Source organism: Variovorax paradoxus, assembly GCF_030815855.1.
GTDB lineage: Bacteria > Pseudomonadota > Gammaproteobacteria > Burkholderiales > Burkholderiaceae_C > Variovorax > Variovorax paradoxus_M.
In genome coordinates this window covers 5,781,338-5,797,521 of the sequence record NZ_JAUSXG010000001.1, presented here as the reverse complement: position 1 = coordinate 5,797,521, position 16,184 = coordinate 5,781,338, and the positions used below count along the sequence as shown (strand labels likewise).

The 16,184-nt window shown below is 63.7% G+C and carries 18 protein-coding genes; 2 read left to right on the top strand and 16 right to left on the bottom strand.

Annotated features, from left to right (window positions below):
• Nucleotide 1: 1 nt before the first annotated feature.
• From rplW to QFZ42_RS27455, 15 genes are all read right to left on the bottom strand, one after another.
• Nucleotides 2-337 (bottom strand): 50S ribosomal protein L23, encoded by a 336-nt coding sequence (gene rplW / locus QFZ42_RS27525; RefSeq protein WP_007838129.1) that lies wholly within the window; start codon nt 335-337, stop codon nt 2-4.
• Entirely contained in the window at nt 334-954 is a 621-nt protein-coding gene (gene rplD, locus QFZ42_RS27520; RefSeq protein ID WP_013543942.1) for a 50S ribosomal protein L4, read from the bottom strand. Before rplD ends, rplW begins: the two co-directional genes overlap by 4 nt.
• Entirely contained in the window at nt 954-1,634 is a 681-nt protein-coding gene (rplC, locus tag QFZ42_RS27515; protein ID WP_307704003.1) for a 50S ribosomal protein L3, read from the bottom strand. The genes rplD and rplC overlap by 1 nt, the downstream gene beginning before the upstream one ends.
• 255 nt (nt 1,635-1,889) lie before the next feature.
• Nucleotides 1,890-2,426, bottom strand: coding sequence for a hypothetical protein (locus tag QFZ42_RS27510; protein ID WP_307704002.1), 537 nt, complete (start codon nt 2,424-2,426; stop codon nt 1,890-1,892).
• 14 nt (nt 2,427-2,440) lie between these two features.
• Nucleotides 2,441-3,892 carry a hypothetical protein gene (locus QFZ42_RS27505; RefSeq protein ID WP_307704001.1) on the bottom strand — a complete coding sequence of 484 codons (1,452 nt, stop codon included), beginning with the start codon at nt 3,890-3,892 and terminating at the stop codon, nt 2,441-2,443.
• A 307-nt stretch (nt 3,893-4,199) separates the two neighbouring features.
• Nucleotides 4,200-4,514 carry a 30S ribosomal protein S10 gene (gene rpsJ, locus QFZ42_RS27500; protein ID WP_007838118.1) on the bottom strand — a complete coding sequence of 105 codons (315 nt, stop codon included), beginning with the start codon at nt 4,512-4,514 and terminating at the stop codon, nt 4,200-4,202.
• 21 nt (nt 4,515-4,535) lie between these two features.
• A complete protein-coding gene (tuf, locus tag QFZ42_RS27495) occupies nt 4,536-5,729 on the bottom strand; it encodes an elongation factor Tu (protein WP_013539103.1) in 1,194 nt (397 codons plus the stop codon).
• A 141-nt stretch (nt 5,730-5,870) separates the two neighbouring features.
• On the bottom strand, nt 5,871-7,970 hold the full coding sequence (gene fusA, locus QFZ42_RS27490) for an elongation factor G (protein WP_307704000.1): 2,100 nt from the start codon (nt 7,968-7,970) through the stop codon (nt 5,871-5,873).
• A 96-nt stretch (nt 7,971-8,066) separates the two neighbouring features.
• Nucleotides 8,067-8,540, bottom strand: coding sequence for a 30S ribosomal protein S7 (gene rpsG / locus QFZ42_RS27485; protein WP_007829591.1), 474 nt, complete (start codon nt 8,538-8,540; stop codon nt 8,067-8,069).
• Nucleotides 8,541-8,689: 149 nt separating this feature from the next.
• Complete coding sequence (gene rpsL, locus QFZ42_RS27480) at nt 8,690-9,067, bottom strand: 30S ribosomal protein S12 (protein WP_013543948.1); 378 nt, start codon at nt 9,065-9,067, stop codon at nt 8,690-8,692.
• Nucleotides 9,068-9,240: 173 nt separating this feature from the next.
• Nucleotides 9,241-10,410 (bottom strand): D-alanyl-D-alanine carboxypeptidase family protein, encoded by a 1,170-nt coding sequence (locus QFZ42_RS27475; protein ID WP_307703999.1) that lies wholly within the window; start codon nt 10,408-10,410, stop codon nt 9,241-9,243.
• A 42-nt stretch (nt 10,411-10,452) separates the two neighbouring features.
• Nucleotides 10,453-11,085 (bottom strand): alpha/beta hydrolase, encoded by a 633-nt coding sequence (locus QFZ42_RS27470; protein ID WP_307703998.1) that lies wholly within the window; start codon nt 11,083-11,085, stop codon nt 10,453-10,455.
• Between the two features lie 72 nt (nt 11,086-11,157).
• Nucleotides 11,158-11,511, bottom strand: coding sequence for a (2Fe-2S) ferredoxin domain-containing protein (locus QFZ42_RS27465; protein ID WP_307703997.1), 354 nt, complete (start codon nt 11,509-11,511; stop codon nt 11,158-11,160).
• Nucleotides 11,512-11,542: 31 nt separating this feature from the next.
• Nucleotides 11,543-12,661 (bottom strand): VanZ family protein, encoded by a 1,119-nt coding sequence (locus QFZ42_RS27460; protein ID WP_307703996.1) that lies wholly within the window; start codon nt 12,659-12,661, stop codon nt 11,543-11,545.
• Nucleotides 12,662-12,676: 15 nt separating this feature from the next.
• Entirely contained in the window at nt 12,677-13,105 is a 429-nt protein-coding gene (locus tag QFZ42_RS27455) for a CopD family protein (protein ID WP_307703995.1), read from the bottom strand.
• Between the two features lie 369 nt (nt 13,106-13,474).
• On the opposite strand from QFZ42_RS27455, the gene hemB reads away from it, so the two are divergent.
• Nucleotides 13,475-14,464 (top strand): porphobilinogen synthase, encoded by a 990-nt coding sequence (hemB, locus tag QFZ42_RS27450; protein WP_307704320.1) that lies wholly within the window; start codon nt 13,475-13,477, stop codon nt 14,462-14,464.
• Nucleotides 14,465-14,529: 65 nt separating this feature from the next.
• On the top strand, nt 14,530-15,690 hold the full coding sequence (locus tag QFZ42_RS27445) for a magnesium transporter CorA family protein (protein WP_307703994.1): 1,161 nt from the start codon (nt 14,530-14,532) through the stop codon (nt 15,688-15,690).
• Between the two features lie 86 nt (nt 15,691-15,776).
• Here the strand turns inward: QFZ42_RS27445 and QFZ42_RS27440 are convergent, their stop codons facing one another.
• Nucleotides 15,777-16,145: a DUF4148 domain-containing protein gene (locus QFZ42_RS27440; RefSeq protein ID WP_307703993.1), complete on the bottom strand. Its 369-nt coding sequence runs from the start codon at nt 16,143-16,145 to the stop codon at nt 15,777-15,779.
• Nucleotides 16,146-16,184: the final 39 nt, after the last annotated feature.

Here is a 16,184-nt window from a genome sequence, read left to right as displayed (position 1 = left end):
ATTAAGCGCCTTCCCCGACGAGGTTGAGCTCTTGACCCGGCTTCAGCGTCACATAGGCCTTGCGAACGTTGTCGCGGCGGCCGATGGACTTGCCAAAGCGCTTGGTCTTGCCCTTGGTGTTGAGCACCGACACGCCCTGGACTTCGACCTTGAACATCAGTTCGACAGCGGCCTTGATCTCGGGCTTGGTGGCGTCTTGCAGCACCTTGAAAGTGACAGCGTTCGACTTCTCGCCGACCATCGTGGCCTTTTCGGACACGATCGGGGCGACCAGCACCGCCATCAGGCGGCCTTCTTCGAACGTACGTTCAGCGGCGGTAGGGTTCACGCGGCTCATGCGAACATCTCCTTGAGCTTGTCGACGGCACCCTTGGTGACCAGCACCTTCTTGTAGTGAACCAGCGACACCGGATCGGCGTAACGAGGTTCGACCACGAGGATGTTGACCAGATTGCGCGAGGCAAGATACAGGTTTTCGTCGACTTCTTCGGCAATCACGAGCACGGACTCGAGATTCATTGCCTTGAAACGGGCTGCCAGCGGCTTCGTCTTGGGCGAATCCACGGTCAGCGAATCCACCACGGCCAGACGGCCTTCGCGAGCGAGCTGCGAGAAGATGGCGGCCATGCCGGCGCGGTACATCTTCTTGTTGATCTTCTGCGAGAAGTTTTCGTCAGGCATGTTCGGGAAAATCCGGCCACCCCCGCGCCACAGCGGCGAGGACGTCATACCGGCACGGGCGCGGCCCGTTCCCTTTTGCTTGAAAGGCTTCTTGGTCGAGTGCTTGACCTGTTCGCGGTCCTTCTGGGCGCGCGTACCTTGGCGGGCGTTGGCCTGGAATGCAACGACGATCTGGTGAACCAGGTCTTCGTTGTAGTCGCGGCCGAACACGGTCTCGGGAGCGTCGTACTTCGACGCGGCCTGGCCTTGTTCGTTCAGGAGTTCGAGTTGCATTACTTCGCTCCTTCAGCCGCTTGCGGCTTGGCCTTGATGGCGGGACGCACGGTGACGAAGCCACCCTTCGAACCCGGGATCGCGCCCTTGATGAGCAACAGTTGACGCGCTTCGTCGATGCGGAAGACATCGAGGTTCTGCGTGGTCTTGGTGACGTCGCCCAGATGGCCCGTCATGCGCTTGCCGGGGAACACGCGACCGGGGTCTTGTGCCATGCCGATCGAGCCGGGAACGTTGTGCGAACGGCTGTTACCGTGCGACGCGCGTTGCGAGCTCATGTTGTGGCGCTTGATCGTGCCGGCGAAGCCCTTGCCGATCGAGGTGCCTTGCACGTCGACCTTCTGACCCACCGAGAACACGCTGCTCGCGGCAATGACGCCGCCAGCCTTGTGCTGACCTGCGGTATCGGCGGTCACGCGGAATTCGCGGATGATTTCGCCAGCTTCGACACCCGCCTTGGCGAGGTGGCCGGCTTGCGGCTTGGTCACGCGCGATGCTTTGCGCGAACCGAACGTCACTTGCAATGCGACGTAGCCGTCGGTCTCTTGCGACTTGATCTGGGTCACACGGTTGTTGGACACATCCACCACCGTGACAGGAACTGCGTCCCCGTCATCGGTGAAGAGACGCATCATCCCCACCTTGCGGCCCAGCAACCCGAGGGAGTTGCTCAGACTCATTTGTTTTCTCCAAAAAATGGAAGCTCCCTTCGCCGCTGCCACTTCAATTGGCGACAGCGTTTGGCCGATTTCCTGAGGTTTCCCAGAGGATGCCCGGCCTGCGAAAGAAGGTTGATAAATCTCCGCACTCACGGCATCCAGATAGACGCAACAAGGGCAGAGCCAGCGATTATAGCCCGCTATGCGGGCGCTGTGCAAGCAGCGTTATGGGCGCACTGCCAGGGACTTTCAGCTTCGTTTTTGGCCGCTTTTTGCCTATTTGACAGGCATCGTGATGATGCTGTCGCCGTCCGGCGTGGACTTCATCTCGCCGGAGGACTTCAGGGCCGGCGCCGCCGTGCCGGTCTGGACGGGGATGGAAACCGCACTCGAGGCGCCCCCCTGGTTGATGAACACATTGAGGTAGGCCAGGCCCTCGGCCTCGCTGACCACGACCACGGTGGCCGTGGTTCGCTTGCCCGCCGGCAGCGTCAGCGTGCTGTTTCCCTGGAGGGTCAAGCCGCTGTCGGCGCTCAAGCGGACCGTGGCGCCGTCGGTCTCGGTCACGCCGTCAAATTGCAGCACGACGGGCGTGGCCCGGCCCAGCTGCGGCGTGGCGTCCATGCGGTATCGCAGTTTGACGCCGGCGCCATTGGGCTTCTGGGGTGCCGTCGTCAGGGGAGCGGCATGGCGCTGCGATGCCTGATGCTTGGCAACATGTGGCGCAGGCTCGCCGCCCGCCCCAGCCGGCACCGACAAGGTCGCCAACGCGAGGCACACGATTGCCATCATCGAATTCGAGCGGATGTTCATGGCGGCCTTTCTTCCTACAGGATCGAGACGTTGAAGCATGTCTGCGCTCCGGAATTATTGAGGTCGGTCACCGCCAGAACGTGTTCGCCGGCCGGCAGGCTGACCGTGTTGCTGCTTCGGGCTATCAACCCGCCCCTATAGATATCGAAGTCCGGGCTGGACCCTGCCGGACCGCCGTCCACGACGATCTGGTAGCTGCGGCTGGCGGGCGCGGTGAAGCGGACATAAGAGAAGCTGCCGTGCTTGTTGTCGTCGCCCGCGGCATTGGAGACGCAAGCTTGTGTTGTGGCGCCTCCCACGGTCGCGGACCGGTACATCGGAAGTGTGATCGGAATTCCGCCGTCGTTCGTTTCCGCTCCCCCGAACGGATCGTTGCCGGCGCCATTGATGCTTTGCCCGGCCATCAGGCCGGCCAGTACAGAAGCGCTGCCCGGCGCCACCGCGTTGAAAGCGGCCGAGAAAGGATGGATCGAGGTAACCGCCACGCCGTTCCTGAACTGGCTCCCGGTCAGCGCATCGTGGATCGGCTTGAAACCGACCTGCTGATTGAGGTTCCAGAAAATCGATTGGATCGACGGCTCGCGGTACCAGCCCGGCGTGGTCGCCGGGCCCACGGAAAGATCGATATTGCTGCTGAACTGCGCCGAGGCCTGCCGGGCACCACCCGAATCGACATAATTGCGCCGTCCCAGCGCAATGCCCGACCAGGCGTTGCCCCAGCCTTCGGAGAAGGCGAGCCGGCGATCGAGAAGCTGGCCTTGGCTGTGCTCGCCGCCGGTCGAATCGTCGCGGCTGAAGGCAGACTGGTAGTAGTGCCCCCATTCGTGCGCGATGACCGGGGCGTCGTACTCGTCGGTGTCCACGTCTTCCTTGCCCAGCACGTAGATTTCACGGCCGCTGGCTCTGCTGATGAAGAACGTGGTGCCGATTTGCCCCGCCGCGATACTGCCGGATGAGGGCGCGTTGTTGGCGCTCCAGAACACCCGCAGCGCCGGAAATGCCGTTGCCGGCGCCACCGACACCACCTTCTGGATGGCGGTGTAGACCGTATCGAGGATGGCGAAAGGCGCCGCCACCCGATCCCCGGTGTAGCTCGAACCGCCCCAGCCCGAAGGCGCATGGACGTCGCGCACCAACGCCACCGTCCCCGACGAGAAAGCCTCGGTCTGCATGGCATACAGCGCACTGGAACGGGTGTTGTCGCGCACCGTCACATCCCAGCTCGCGCCCGGCGCGCTTCGCGCCAGTTGGGCCTTCACGCGCACCGCAACCGCCGTGTTGGCCGGAACGGGCACGGAGTAGGCGCCGTTGTCGTCGGTGGTTGCCGTGGCCAGCTGCGCGGAAGTGGCTCCATCGAGTACCTCCACCACGGCACCACGCACGGGCTTGGCAGCGGAACTGGCATAGACCAAGGTGCCGTTCGGATTCGGGACGGACTCATAAGTGGCCTTACCGCTCAGCGTCACTGAACCCGCCGGTGGGGTTGTCGGCGGAGTCGTTGTAGGCAAGAAGGGAAGGCCGCCTCCGCCTCCTCCTCCGCCCCCACCACCACAGCCGACCAGCAAGGCCGCCGCTGCGATACATGCCATCACGCCCGATGCAAAAGAGTTGCCGTGTCTCATGCTGTGCTGCCTTCGTTTCAGCTGACCAACGCCTCGGCCCATCGAGGCCGCCGCTTCGGCGAGGATGCCACATCCGCGCGGCAAAAAACAAAGCCCGCCTGCATTTCTGCAGCCGGGCTTCATCAGGAACGCGGCGCGAAGCCGCAGTTGCTTATTGCAGCTTGATTTCGACGTCCACGCCGGCCGGCAGGTCGAGCTTCATCAGCGCGTCCACGGTCTTGTCGGTCGGGTCGACGATGTCCATCAGGCGCTGGTGCGTGCGGATTTCGAGCTGGTCGCGCGAGGTCTTGTTGACGTGCGGCGAACGCAGGATGTCGAAACGCTTCATGCGGGTCGGCAGGGGCACGGGGCCCTTGACGATCGCGCCGGTGCGCTTGGCGGTATCAACGATTTCGGCTGCCGACTGGTCGATCAGCTTGTAGTCGAACGCCTTCAGGCGGATGCGGATTTTTTGCTTGGTAGCCATGATGATTCCTTTGCGTCCGGCTTAGATGTCGAGGATCTTTGCCACGACGCCCGAACCCACGGTGCGGCCGCCTTCGCGGATGGCGAAGCGCAGGCCTTCTTCCATCGCGATCGGGTTGATCAGCTTCACGGTGATGCTGACGTTGTCGCCAGGCATGACCATTTCCTTGTCCTTGGGCAGCTCGATCGCGCCGGTCACGTCCGTCGTGCGGAAGTAGAACTGCGGACGGTAGTTGTTGAAGAACGGCGTGTGACGGCCACCTTCGTCCTTGGACAGCACGTACACCTCGGCGGTGAAGTGCACGTGCGGCTTGATGGAGCCGGGCTTGCACAGCACTTGGCCGCGCTCGACTTCTTCGCGCTTGGTGCCGCGCAGCAGCACGCCGACGTTGTCGCCAGCTTGACCCTGGTCCAGCAGCTTGCGGAACATTTCCACGCCGGTGCAGGTGGTCTTGACGGTCGGGCGGATACCCACGATCTCGATTTCCTCGCCGACCTTGATGACGCCGCGCTCGACGGCGCCGGTCACGACGGTGCCGCGGCCGGAGATCGAGAACACGTCTTCGACAGGCATCAGGAAGGTGCCGTCCACGGCGCGCTCGGGCGTCGGGATGTAGGTGTCGAGGGCTTCGGCCAGCTTCATGATGGCTTCTTCACCGAGCTTGCCCTTGTCGCCTTCGAGGGCGAGCTTGGCCGAGCCGTGGATGATGGGGGTGTCGTCGCCAGGGAACTCGTACTTGTCGAGGAGCTCGCGCACTTCCATTTCGACGAGCTCGAGCAGTTCGGCGTCGTCGACCATGTCGCACTTGTTCAGGAAGACGATGATGTAGCCCACACCGACCTGGCGAGCCAGCAGGATGTGTTCACGGGTCTGGGGCATCGGGCCGTCGGCGGCCGAGCACACGAGAATGGCGCCGTCCATCTGGGCGGCACCGGTGATCATGTTCTTGACGTAGTCGGCGTGGCCGGGGCAGTCGACGTGTGCGTAGTGGCGGTTGGCCGTTTCGTACTCGACGTGGGCGGTGTTGATGGTGATGCCGCGGGCCTTTTCTTCGGGCGCCGCGTCGATCTGGTCGTAGGCCTTGGCTTCGCCGCCGAACTTGGCCGACAGCACCGTGGCGATCGCAGCCGTCAGCGTGGTCTTGCCGTGGTCGACGTGACCGATCGTGCCCACGTTCACGTGCGGCTTGGTGCGGGTGAATTTACCTTTTGCCATTTTTCAATCCTTGAAAGAGCATTCCCGTGCATTGGTTTTATGTCTGCACCCGATTGCTGGTTCGCCTCGCACGGGAACGCGGCGGCACCGGATCGCAGACAAAGAGAGCCACGCACTGCGTGGCCCTGCATTCTTCAAAACTTACTTGGCGCGAGCAGCCACGATGGCTTCCGCAACGTTACGGGGAGCTTCGGCGTAGTGCTTGAACTCCATCGTGTACGTGGCACGGCCTTGCGACATCGAGCGCAGCGTGGTCGAGTAGCCGAACATTTCCGACAGCGGCACTTCGGCCTTGATGGACTTGCCGCCACCGATCATGTCGTCCATGCCCTGCACCATGCCGCGGCGTGAGGACAGGTCGCCCATCACGTTGCCGGCGTAGTCTTCAGGCGTTTCGACTTCCACGGCCATCATCGGCTCGAGAATCACGGGGTTGGCCTTGCGGGCGCCTTCCTTGAAACCGAAGATCGCGGCCATCTTGAACGCCATTTCGTTCGAGTCCACGTCGTGGTACGAGCCGAAGTGCAGCGTGACCTTGACGTCCACGACGGGGTAGCCCGCCAGCACGCCCTGCGTCAGCGCTTCCACAACGCCCTTTTCCACCGCGGGGATGTATTCGCGAGGAACCACACCGCCCTTGATGGCGTCGACGAACTCGAAGCCCTTGCCGGCTTCCTGCGGCTCGAGCTTCAGGATGACGTGACCGTACTGGCCCTTGCCGCCCGACTGGCGAACGAACTTGCCTTCGGCATCTTCGACGGTCTTGCGGATCGTTTCGCGGTAAGCCACTTGCGGCTTGCCCACGTTGGCTTCCACGCCGAATTCGCGCTTCATGCGGTCCACGATGATTTCAAGGTGGAGCTCGCCCATGCCGGCGATGATGGTCTGGCCCGATTCTTCGTCGGTCTTGACGCGGAACGACGGATCTTCCTGAGCGAGGCGCTGCAGGGCGATGCCCATCTTTTCCTGGTCGGCCTTGGTCTTGGGCTCGACGGCCTGCGAGATCACCGATTCCGGGAACACCATGCGCTCGAGCGTCACGACGGCTGCCGGGTCGCACAGGGTTTCGCCCGTGGTGACTTCCTTCAGGCCCACGCAGGCGGCGATGTCACCGGCGCGGATTTCGTTGACTTCTTCGCGGTTGTTCGCGTGCATCTGCACGATACGGCCGATACGTTCCTTCTTGCCGCGCACCGGGTTGTAGACGCTGTCGCCCTTGGTCAGCACGCCTGAGTAGACGCGCACGAAGGTCAACTGGCCCACGAACGGGTCGGTCATCAGCTTGAATGCCAGCGCCGAGAACTTCTCGCTGTCGTCAGCCTTGCGGGTGACGGGGGCTTCGTCTTCGTCGGTGCCGTTGACCGGGGGAATGTCGGTCGGCGCGGGCATGTATTCGATGACGGCGTCGAGCATGGCCTGCACGCCCTTGTTCTTGAAGGCCGAACCGCACAGCATCGGCTGGATTTCGCCGGCGATGGTGCGCTGACGGATGGCCGCCTTGATTTCTTCCTCGGACAGCTCGCCGCCTTCGAGGTACTTGTTCATCAGCTCTTCGCTCGCTTCGGCAGCGGCTTCGACGAGCTTTTCGCGGTATTCGTTGCAGACGTCGGTCAGGTTCGCGGGGATTTCACCGTAGGTGAAGGTCACGCCCTTGTCTTCGTCCCAGATGATCGCCTTCATCTTCACGAGGTCGACGATGCCCTGGAAGTGCTCTTCGGCACCGATTGGGATCTGGATCACGACGGGGTTGGCCTTCAGGCGGTCCACCATCATCTGGCGCACGCGCAGGAAGTCGGCGCCGGTGCGGTCCATCTTGTTGACGAACGCGAGACGCGGAACCTTGTACTTGTTGGCCTGGCGCCAGACGGTTTCCGACTGGGGCTGCACGCCGCCGACCGCGTCGTACACCATGACGGCGCCGTCCAGCACGCGCATCGAGCGCTCGACTTCAATGGTGAAGTCCACGTGGCCGGGGGTGTCGATGATGTTGATGCGGTGTTCTTCGAACTTGCCGGCCATGCCCTTCCAGAAGCAGGTGGTGGCAGCCGAGGTGATCGTGATGCCGCGCTCTTGCTCTTGCTCCATCCAGTCCATCGTGGCGGCGCCATCGTGCACTTCACCGATCTTGTGGTTCACGCCGGTGTAGAACAGGATGCGCTCGGTCGTCGTGGTCTTGCCGGCGTCGATGTGCGCGGAGATACCGATGTTGCGGTAGCGCTCGATGGGGGTCTTGCGGGACATGATTTACTTTCGGGTTAAATGCGTTGAGCGCTGGGCCTTGAGTCCGGGCGACACCGCCCGACACTCAACACCCAACGCCCAAGCGAAGTTTGATTTTTAGAAGCGGAAGTGGCTGAAGGCGCGGTTGGCTTCTGCCATGCGGTGCACTTCATCGCGCTTCTTCATGGCGCCGCCACGGCCTTCCGTGGCTTCCATGAGTTCGTTGGCCAGACGCAGGGCCATCGACTTTTCGCCACGCTTGCGGGCGGCTTCCTTGATCCAGCGCATCGACAGCGCCAGACGGCGCACCGGGCGCACTTCGACCGGCACCTGGTAGTTCGCACCACCGACACGGCGCGACTTGACTTCGACCATCGGCTTCACGTTGTTGATGGCAACGGTGAACGCTTCGAGCGGGTCCTTGTCAGGGTTCTTCTTTTCGATGAAGTCGAGTGCACCGTAAATGATGCGCTCGGCAACAGCCTTCTTGCCGCCTTCCATGATCACGTTCATGAATTTCGACAGCTCGACATTGCCGTACTTGGGATCCGGCAGGATTTCACGTTTGGGGACTTCGCGACGACGTGGCATTTTTTAACCTCTTTGCTTCAGTTGGCACCGTTTCCGGCACCGCGAGAGCCAGTTCGGACTCTCACTTACTCGACCCGGGATTGGGTCACTTCGTTCGATGTGCCCGCCAAGGCAACCGAACACCGTTTGTTTTTCGACAAGAAGAAGGCTTAAGCCTTCTTGGGACGCTTCGCGCCGTACTTGGAACGCGACTGCTTGCGGTCTTTCACGCCTTGCAAGTCGAGCGAACCGCGCACGATGTGGTAGCGAACACCGGGCAAGTCCTTGACACGACCGCCGCGAACCAGCACGACGCTGTGTTCCTGCAGGTTGTGGCCTTCGCCGCCGATGTAGGAAATGACTTCGAAGCCATTGGTCAGACGGACCTTGGCAACTTTACGAAGCGCCGAGTTGGGCTTCTTTGGCGTCGTGGTGTAGACGCGGGTGCAGACACCGCGGCGTTGCGGCGAGTTCTGCATGGCAGGGCTCTTCGAATTGATCTTTTCGACCGTTCGACCCTGACGCACCAGTTGATTGATGGTTGGCATGAATGAATTAGTCCCAAAACAACCCGGCCTTGGCTGTGAAAACCGCCCTTGTCTTGACGTGACGCAAGGCAAGGAAGCCGGGAATAACGAAAACGTGAAACCCTTCGGAAAATTCCGAAAAGCCCACGAGTATAGCAGTCGGCCCCGCCGTCAGCAATTCCGGCGTGCCGACATCACTTGATCCAGAGCCGCACGGCGTCCCAGGCGCGGCCAAAAATGCCTGCCTGCTCGACGCCTTCCAGCGCCACCAGCGGCACGTCGGCCAAAGGCTGGTCGTCCAGGGTCACCTTGAGCGAACCCACGGGCTGGTATTTGGCGAACGGCGCCACCAGCGGCTCGGGGCGCGCCACCTGGGTCTTGATCTTGCTGGCGGTTCCTGCCGGTACCGCGACCACGATGGCCTCGGGCCGGCCCAGCTTGAGCGTATTGGCCTTGCCCTTCCAGACCGCAGGCGTGGCGGCCGGCTGGCCGGCGTCGAACAGGCGAACGGCGTCGTAGGCGGTGTAGCCCCAGTTCAAGAGCTTTTGCGACTCGTTGGCGCGCACCGTTTCGCCCGAAGTGCCCAGAACGATCGACAGCAGACGGCGGCCGCCGGTCAGGTTCGGGAAATCGCGCTTGGCGGTGGCGATCATGCAGTAGCCGGCGGCCTCGGTATGGCCGGTCTTCAGGCCGTCGACGGTCGGGTCGCGAAACAGCAACAGGTTGCGGTTGGTGTCATTGGTCGACGGCGTACCGGGGTAGCGGTACTTCTTGATGGCGTAGTACTTGGCTTCTTCCGGGAAGTCGCGCACCAGGCGCGTCGCCAGAATGCTCAGGTCGCGCGCCGTGGTGGTGTGACCGGGCGCCGTGAGTCCTTCGGGGTTCTTGTAGCTCGTGTTCTTCATGCCCAGCGCCTTGGCCTGGGCGTTCATGAGCTCGACGAAATGCTCCACGGTGCCGCCCACGCCTTCGGCCAGCGCCACGGTGGCGTCGTTGCCCGACTGGACGATCAAGCCCTTGATCAGGTCTTCGACCGGCACCTGCATCTTGGGGTCGATGAACATGCGCGAGCCGGGCATCTTCCAGGCGCGCTGGCTGACCGGCAGCGTCTGCGCCAGCGTGATCTTCTTGGCGCGCAGCGCGTCGAACACGATGTAGGCCGACATCAGCTTGGTGAGCGAGGCCGGCTCGACGGGGCTGTCGATGTCCTTCTGCGCGAGGATCTGGTTGGCCGTGACGTCGAGCAGCAGGTAGCTGCGCGCGGCAATTTCGGGCGGTGCCGGCACCTGGGCCGCGGCGATCACGCCAACCGAAGCGGCGGCGGTCAGCACCAGCGCGCGAAACGCGTCAAGAAAACGATTCATGGGAAAGATGGGGAGAAAACGAAAACAAAGCCCGCGGGGCTTTCATGCAGCGTCCGCGCGAAGATGGCGGACAACCAAGCTTTTGAGCAGCGGCAATTGTCCGTGAAAGAAATGGCCGCCCCCGGGGACAACCGTGACAGGAAGTGACTGCGACCGCGCCCAGTTCATGACGGCGGCCAGCGGCACGGTGTCATCGGCTTCGCCATGGACCACGAGCGTGCGCTCGTGCACCTCGGTCGGCAGCGTGGCCACGGAGAAACGAGAGGCCGCGGTTCCCACGAGCACGAGCTGCCGCACGTCGCGCGAAGCCCAGAGCTTTTCGGCCGCGCGGCTCGCGACAAAGGCGCCGAACGAAAAGCCGGCGATGGCCAGCGGGCCTTCGGGTGCGAGCTGGCGCACCACATCCAGCATGTCCTCGCACTCGCCGCGCCCTTCGTCATGCACGCCTTCGCTCGCGCCCACGCCGCGGAAGTTGAAACGCACCGCGGTCCAGCCGCAGGAGACGAAGGCACGCGCCAAGGTCTGCACCACCTTGTTGTCCATGGTGCCACCGAACAGCGGATGCGGATGGGCGATGACCGCAATGCCGCGCGAGGCCTCGGCCGGTAGATCGCGCTGGACCTCGATGACGCCGGCGGCGCCTTGGAGACGGATCTTTTCGGTCTGGGAATTCATGGTGCAAGAAATGGAACTGAGCGGATGCGATGCGCCGAGCGCACAGTACGAGCGCGGCAACCCCGATAAAGTTCAGCGGCCGACATCCGGAGGCAGCAACAGCCGCTCGACGACTTCGCCGTTCTTCAGATGCGACTCGACGATTTCGTCGATGTCGTCGGCATCCACAAAGGTGTACCAGACCGCTTCCGGGTAGACCACCGCCACGGGGCCTCCCGCGCAACGGTCGAGGCAGCCCGCCTTGTTGACCCGCACCTTGCCCGGCCCGGCCAGCCCGGCTTCCTTGACCTTTGCCTTGCAGCGGTCGAAGCCTTGCTGGGCGTTGTGCAGGGCGCAGCTGTCTTCTCCGTTCTTGCGCTCGTTGAGGCAAAAGAAGATGTGGCGGCCGTAGTAGCCGCGCGGCGCGGCAGGATTGGAACTGGGCATCAGGCGATTTTAGTGACGCCGGCCGCGCGCTTCAGGCCGCTGCCGGTTGGCCCCGGCGCGACAGCGCGGCCACCACGTAGGCAAGCACCGCGAACGGCCAGACCCATCCCAGCCACTGCGCCAAGCCATGGAAGCGGATGAAGCGCCCCTGCTCCCAGGTGGCCAGGGTCTGTGCGAAATACGCGCTCTCGGGCGCCTGGTTCAACAGGCTCAGCTGGATCACGAGCCCCACCAGCAGCAAGGCTGCGCACAGCCGGCGCGGCGCCCCCAGCAACAGCATGCCGGCAACAAGAGCCGTCGCAATGCCGACCTGTGCCGGCAAGCCCAGCCAGGCCCATGCGTGCTCGGGCCCATAGCTCAGCGCCGCCGACAGCGCCGAGGCGCCGATGCCCGCCAGCAGCGTGAGCGGCAGCAGCACGGCACGCCGGGCCACCGTGCGCGTCACCAGGAAGGCCAGCAGGCACGGCACCAGGGCTCCGAGCATCACGCACAGCAGTTCGACGGCAGGCACCAGCGGCTCGAGTTCGAACTGCCGCAGCGGCATCCAGTCGATGAAGGGCGTGTCGAGCAACCACTCCGACACGGCGACCTCCAGCCGCTCGAACACCTGGCCGAGCCCGAAGGTCACGGCCGCCGGAAACAGCAGTGCGAAAGGCCACAGTGCCAGCAGCACCAGCGCGCCGCGGGAATCTTCGACAAACCACTGCGAACGCGTGCGGCTCCAGCGGGCCACCGCCCCGAGGCGCTCCAGCCCCGCTGCCAGCATGGCCCCCAGAAGGGCGCCGGAGGTGTTCAGGCCCAGGTCCACGTTCGACGGAATACGGGCTGGAAGATAGCTCTGCAGCGTCTCCATGGCGAAAGCCAACAACGCGCCCGCGACGGTGGCTTGCAGCATGGCACGCCAGCCGCGGGCGCCCGGCCGCGCGCGCAGCACGGCCAGCGCACACAGGAAGCCGAAGGGAACATAGCCGGCGACATTGACCGCGAAATCGAAACCCGTCCAGTATTTGGGCCAGGACGCCGACAAGTAGGCCCAGGGCGCGATGCCCTGGTCCCGCCAGTCGGCGAACGGATACAGGCTGGCGTAGACGATCAGCGCCGCATAGGCGAGCGCAAGGGGCAGCGCGGCGGACTTATGCTGGGTCTCCACCGTCCGGTACCCGGCTCAGAACGGCTTGACGACCACCAGCACCACGATGCCGAGCAGCAGCAGAACCGGGAGTTCGTTGTACCAGCGGTACCAGCGGTGGCTGCGCTGCTGGCCCCCGGCCACGAAGCGGCGCAACAGCACGCCGCAGCCATGGTGATAACCGATGGCCGCCAGCACCAGGGCGAGCTTGGCGTGCATCCAGCCGTTGCCGGGGCCTCGCCCGATGCCGTAGCCCAGCCAAAGCCACAGGCCGAAGCCCAGCGCCGGAACGGCCAGGAAGGAGGTGAAACGCAACAGCTTGCGCGCCATGAGCAGCAGGCGCTCGCGCTCCGCGACGGACTCGGGCGGAACCATCGCCAAGTTGACGAAGATCCGGGGAAGATAGAACAACCCGGCGAACCAGCTGGCAATGAAGACGATGTGAAGCGATTTGACCCAGAGCATGGAGGCAGTTTAGTGGTCGACTGCGCCATCTCCCGGCCTTTGGCGAGCCACCCGGCCGGTCAGCAGGCAAAAAAAAAGCCCGACGTCTTCACGCCGGGCTGGGAAGCCCTTTTGCTGTCACACATCAAGGCACCCGCTCAGGGAGGAAAAGCGGGGAGCGGCAAGCCGCCCGCTTCAGAATTTAACAAAGACGAAACAAGGTTTCAAGCGACTTGACCACTTTCTTTGACATTTTTGTTGAAAAAAAGAGAACCTTCGAGCTACTAATTTGAATGGTTGTCGGACAACTTCCCGTGCAAGCCCCGTACCGCGAATTGTCACTTCAGGCACAATTTTCCGCTTATGACGCCCCCTCTCTCTCCCTTTGCCATGTATCCGGCCGGCCGGCCACGCCGTTTGCGGCGCGACACTTTCACCCGCAATCTGGTCAGGGAACACGCGTTGACGGCGCACGACCTGATCTACCCGGTGTTCGTGCAGGAGGGAGAGAAAAAGCGCGATGCCGTGTCTTCGATGCCCGGCGTGGACCGCCTGAGCCTCGACCTGCTGCTGCCGGTGGCCGAGCAGTGCGTGCAAGCCGGCATCCCGGTGATGGCGCTCTTTCCGGTGATCGACGCCAGCCTCAAGACGCCAGCGGGCGACGAGGCCTTCAACCCCGATGGACTGATTCCCCGCGTGGTCGCAGCCCTCAAGTCGCGCTTCCCGGAACTCGGCGTGATGACCGATGTGGCGCTCGACCCCTACACCAGCCATGGGCAGGACGGGCTGCTCGACAACACCGGCTACATCCTCAATGACGCCACGGTTGAAGTTCTTTCGAAGCAAGCGCTCACACAGTCACAAGCCGGCGTGGACATTGTGGCGCCCAGCGACATGATGGATGGGCGGATCGGCGCCATCCGCACCGCGCTGGAGGCGCGCGGCGACATTCACACGCGCATCATGGCCTACAGCGCCAAGTACGCCAGCGCCTTCTACGGCCCGTTCCGCGACGCGGTCGGTTCGGCCGCGACGCTCGGCAAGAGCAACAAGAAGGTGTACCAGATGGACCCGGGCAACAGCGACGAAGCGCTGCGCGAGGTGGCGCTCGACATCGCCGAGGGCGCCGACATGGTGATGGTCAAGCCCGGCATGCCGTACCTCGACATCGTCCGACGCGTGAAAGACGAGTTTCACGTGCCCACTTTCGCCTATCAGGTGAGCGGTGAATACGCGATGCTCAAGGCGGCCGCCCAGAACGGCTGGCTCGACCATGACGCGGTGGTGCTCGAAAGCCTGCTCGCTTTCAAGCGCGCCGGTGCCGATGGGGTGCTCACCTACTTTGCGCTCGACGCCGCCCGTTTGCTACAAAAACAATAGCGCAGTGCTTCGGACCTGCAGCGCGGGCCGAGCGACATCCCAACAAAGAGAGCGACAGGCCGGCCATGCGCATTTTCGAAATCAACCGCTCGCAAGTGAGCGAGCATCCGGCGCTGGCGCCGCTCACGGTGCCGGGCGCCTGCGGCGCGCAAGGCTACGTCTGGATTTCGCTCACGCGGGACGAGTTTCGCGCATCACTGGCGGAGGTTCAGCAGATCCTGCAGTCCCTCTGCCTGACCCAGCTGGTCGACCTGCACGTGGCCGACCTGCTCAACGACCAGTTGCCTTCGCACTACGACTTCACCTCGCAGTACGACGTGCTGGTGTTCCGGCGCCTCTCCGCGGGCCCCGGCCAAGCCGCCCTGGGCAATGGCAAGGGGACCACGGCTGGCGAACCGCCCCTTCCCACACCGTCGCGCCGCGGCCCTCCGGTGCTGCGCCGGGTCGACACCCGTCCGGTGGGTTTTGCACTGTTCGACCGCGTGCTGCTGTCGGTGCACCCCGAAGACGGCGCGGTGCGCGACGCCTTTGCCGCCCGCCTGCTCGCCGCCGGATCGCCGGACGACAAGGGCGCCCCGGCGCTCGACGTGCGCGCCACCTCGGCCCGCGTGCCCACCGGCACCGCCGACCTGATGCTGCGCGTCGTCAACCAGATCGTCGACGGCTACCTGGACATGCGCCGAGAGCTCACGCGCCAACTCGACCACTGGCAGACCGAGCTGATCGATCCGCGCAGCCGCTTCACCAACTGGGGCGCGCTGATGGAAGCGCGGCAGTCGCTGCATCACCTGGACGAAATCTGCGAAGACCAGCGCGCCGCCATCCAGGACTGGATCGATTCGCAGGAAACGCTGCCTTCTCCAAAGGGCGAAGTGGAACAACGCGAGCGGGAACTGATCATGGTGCGCAGCCGCGACGTGCTCGAGCACATCGAACGCGTGGTGCACCATGTGCATCGGCTCGAGCAGAACGCGGAAACCGCGGTGCAGATGCATTTCAGCGTGCAGGGGCACCGCGCCAACGACATCATGCGGGTGCTCACCGTGCTGACCGCCATCTTCCTGCCGCTCAATCTCATCGCCGGCATCTTCGGCATGAACTTCGAGTTCATTCCGCTCGTGCACAAGGCGGACGGCTTCTGGATCGCGATGACCGCAATGCTGGTCATTGCGCTGGTGCTGGTGCTGGTGTTCTGGCGCAAGCGCTACCTGGCCCGCACGCGCTGATCTCGGCCCATCCGCACCACAACGAAAAAGGGCCACGCTTTCGCGTGGCCCTTTTGCATCTCGGCAGCCCCGAAGGGCGGCTTCAATTACTTGGCGACGGCGCCCGAGCCTTGCTGGGCTTGAACGCGTGCGTCCATCGGGTGGGCCATCGTCGAGATGACCTTGCTGTTGACGCGCGAGCCGCCGGTCACGTTCTGGTCGGGAGCGTAGGCAGTGCGAACGGCTTCGGCTTCGACGAGCGCGCGGTCCTTCGACACGGCGACCGTTTCCGGGCCGCGCGAACCGCGGGTCACGTTCTGGTTCGGAGCCGATGCGGTGCGCACGGCTTCGGCGTTGACTTCGTCGCGGCTCTTGGTCGAGACGGCGGTGTTCACGCCATCGTAGGATTCGGCTTGGGCGCCGGTGGCGGCCAAAAGGGTCAGGGCAGCGGCGGCGAGGATGTGCGAGGTCTTCATTTTCAGTTCCTTGTTCGTTGGATGGTTCGTCCACCAGGC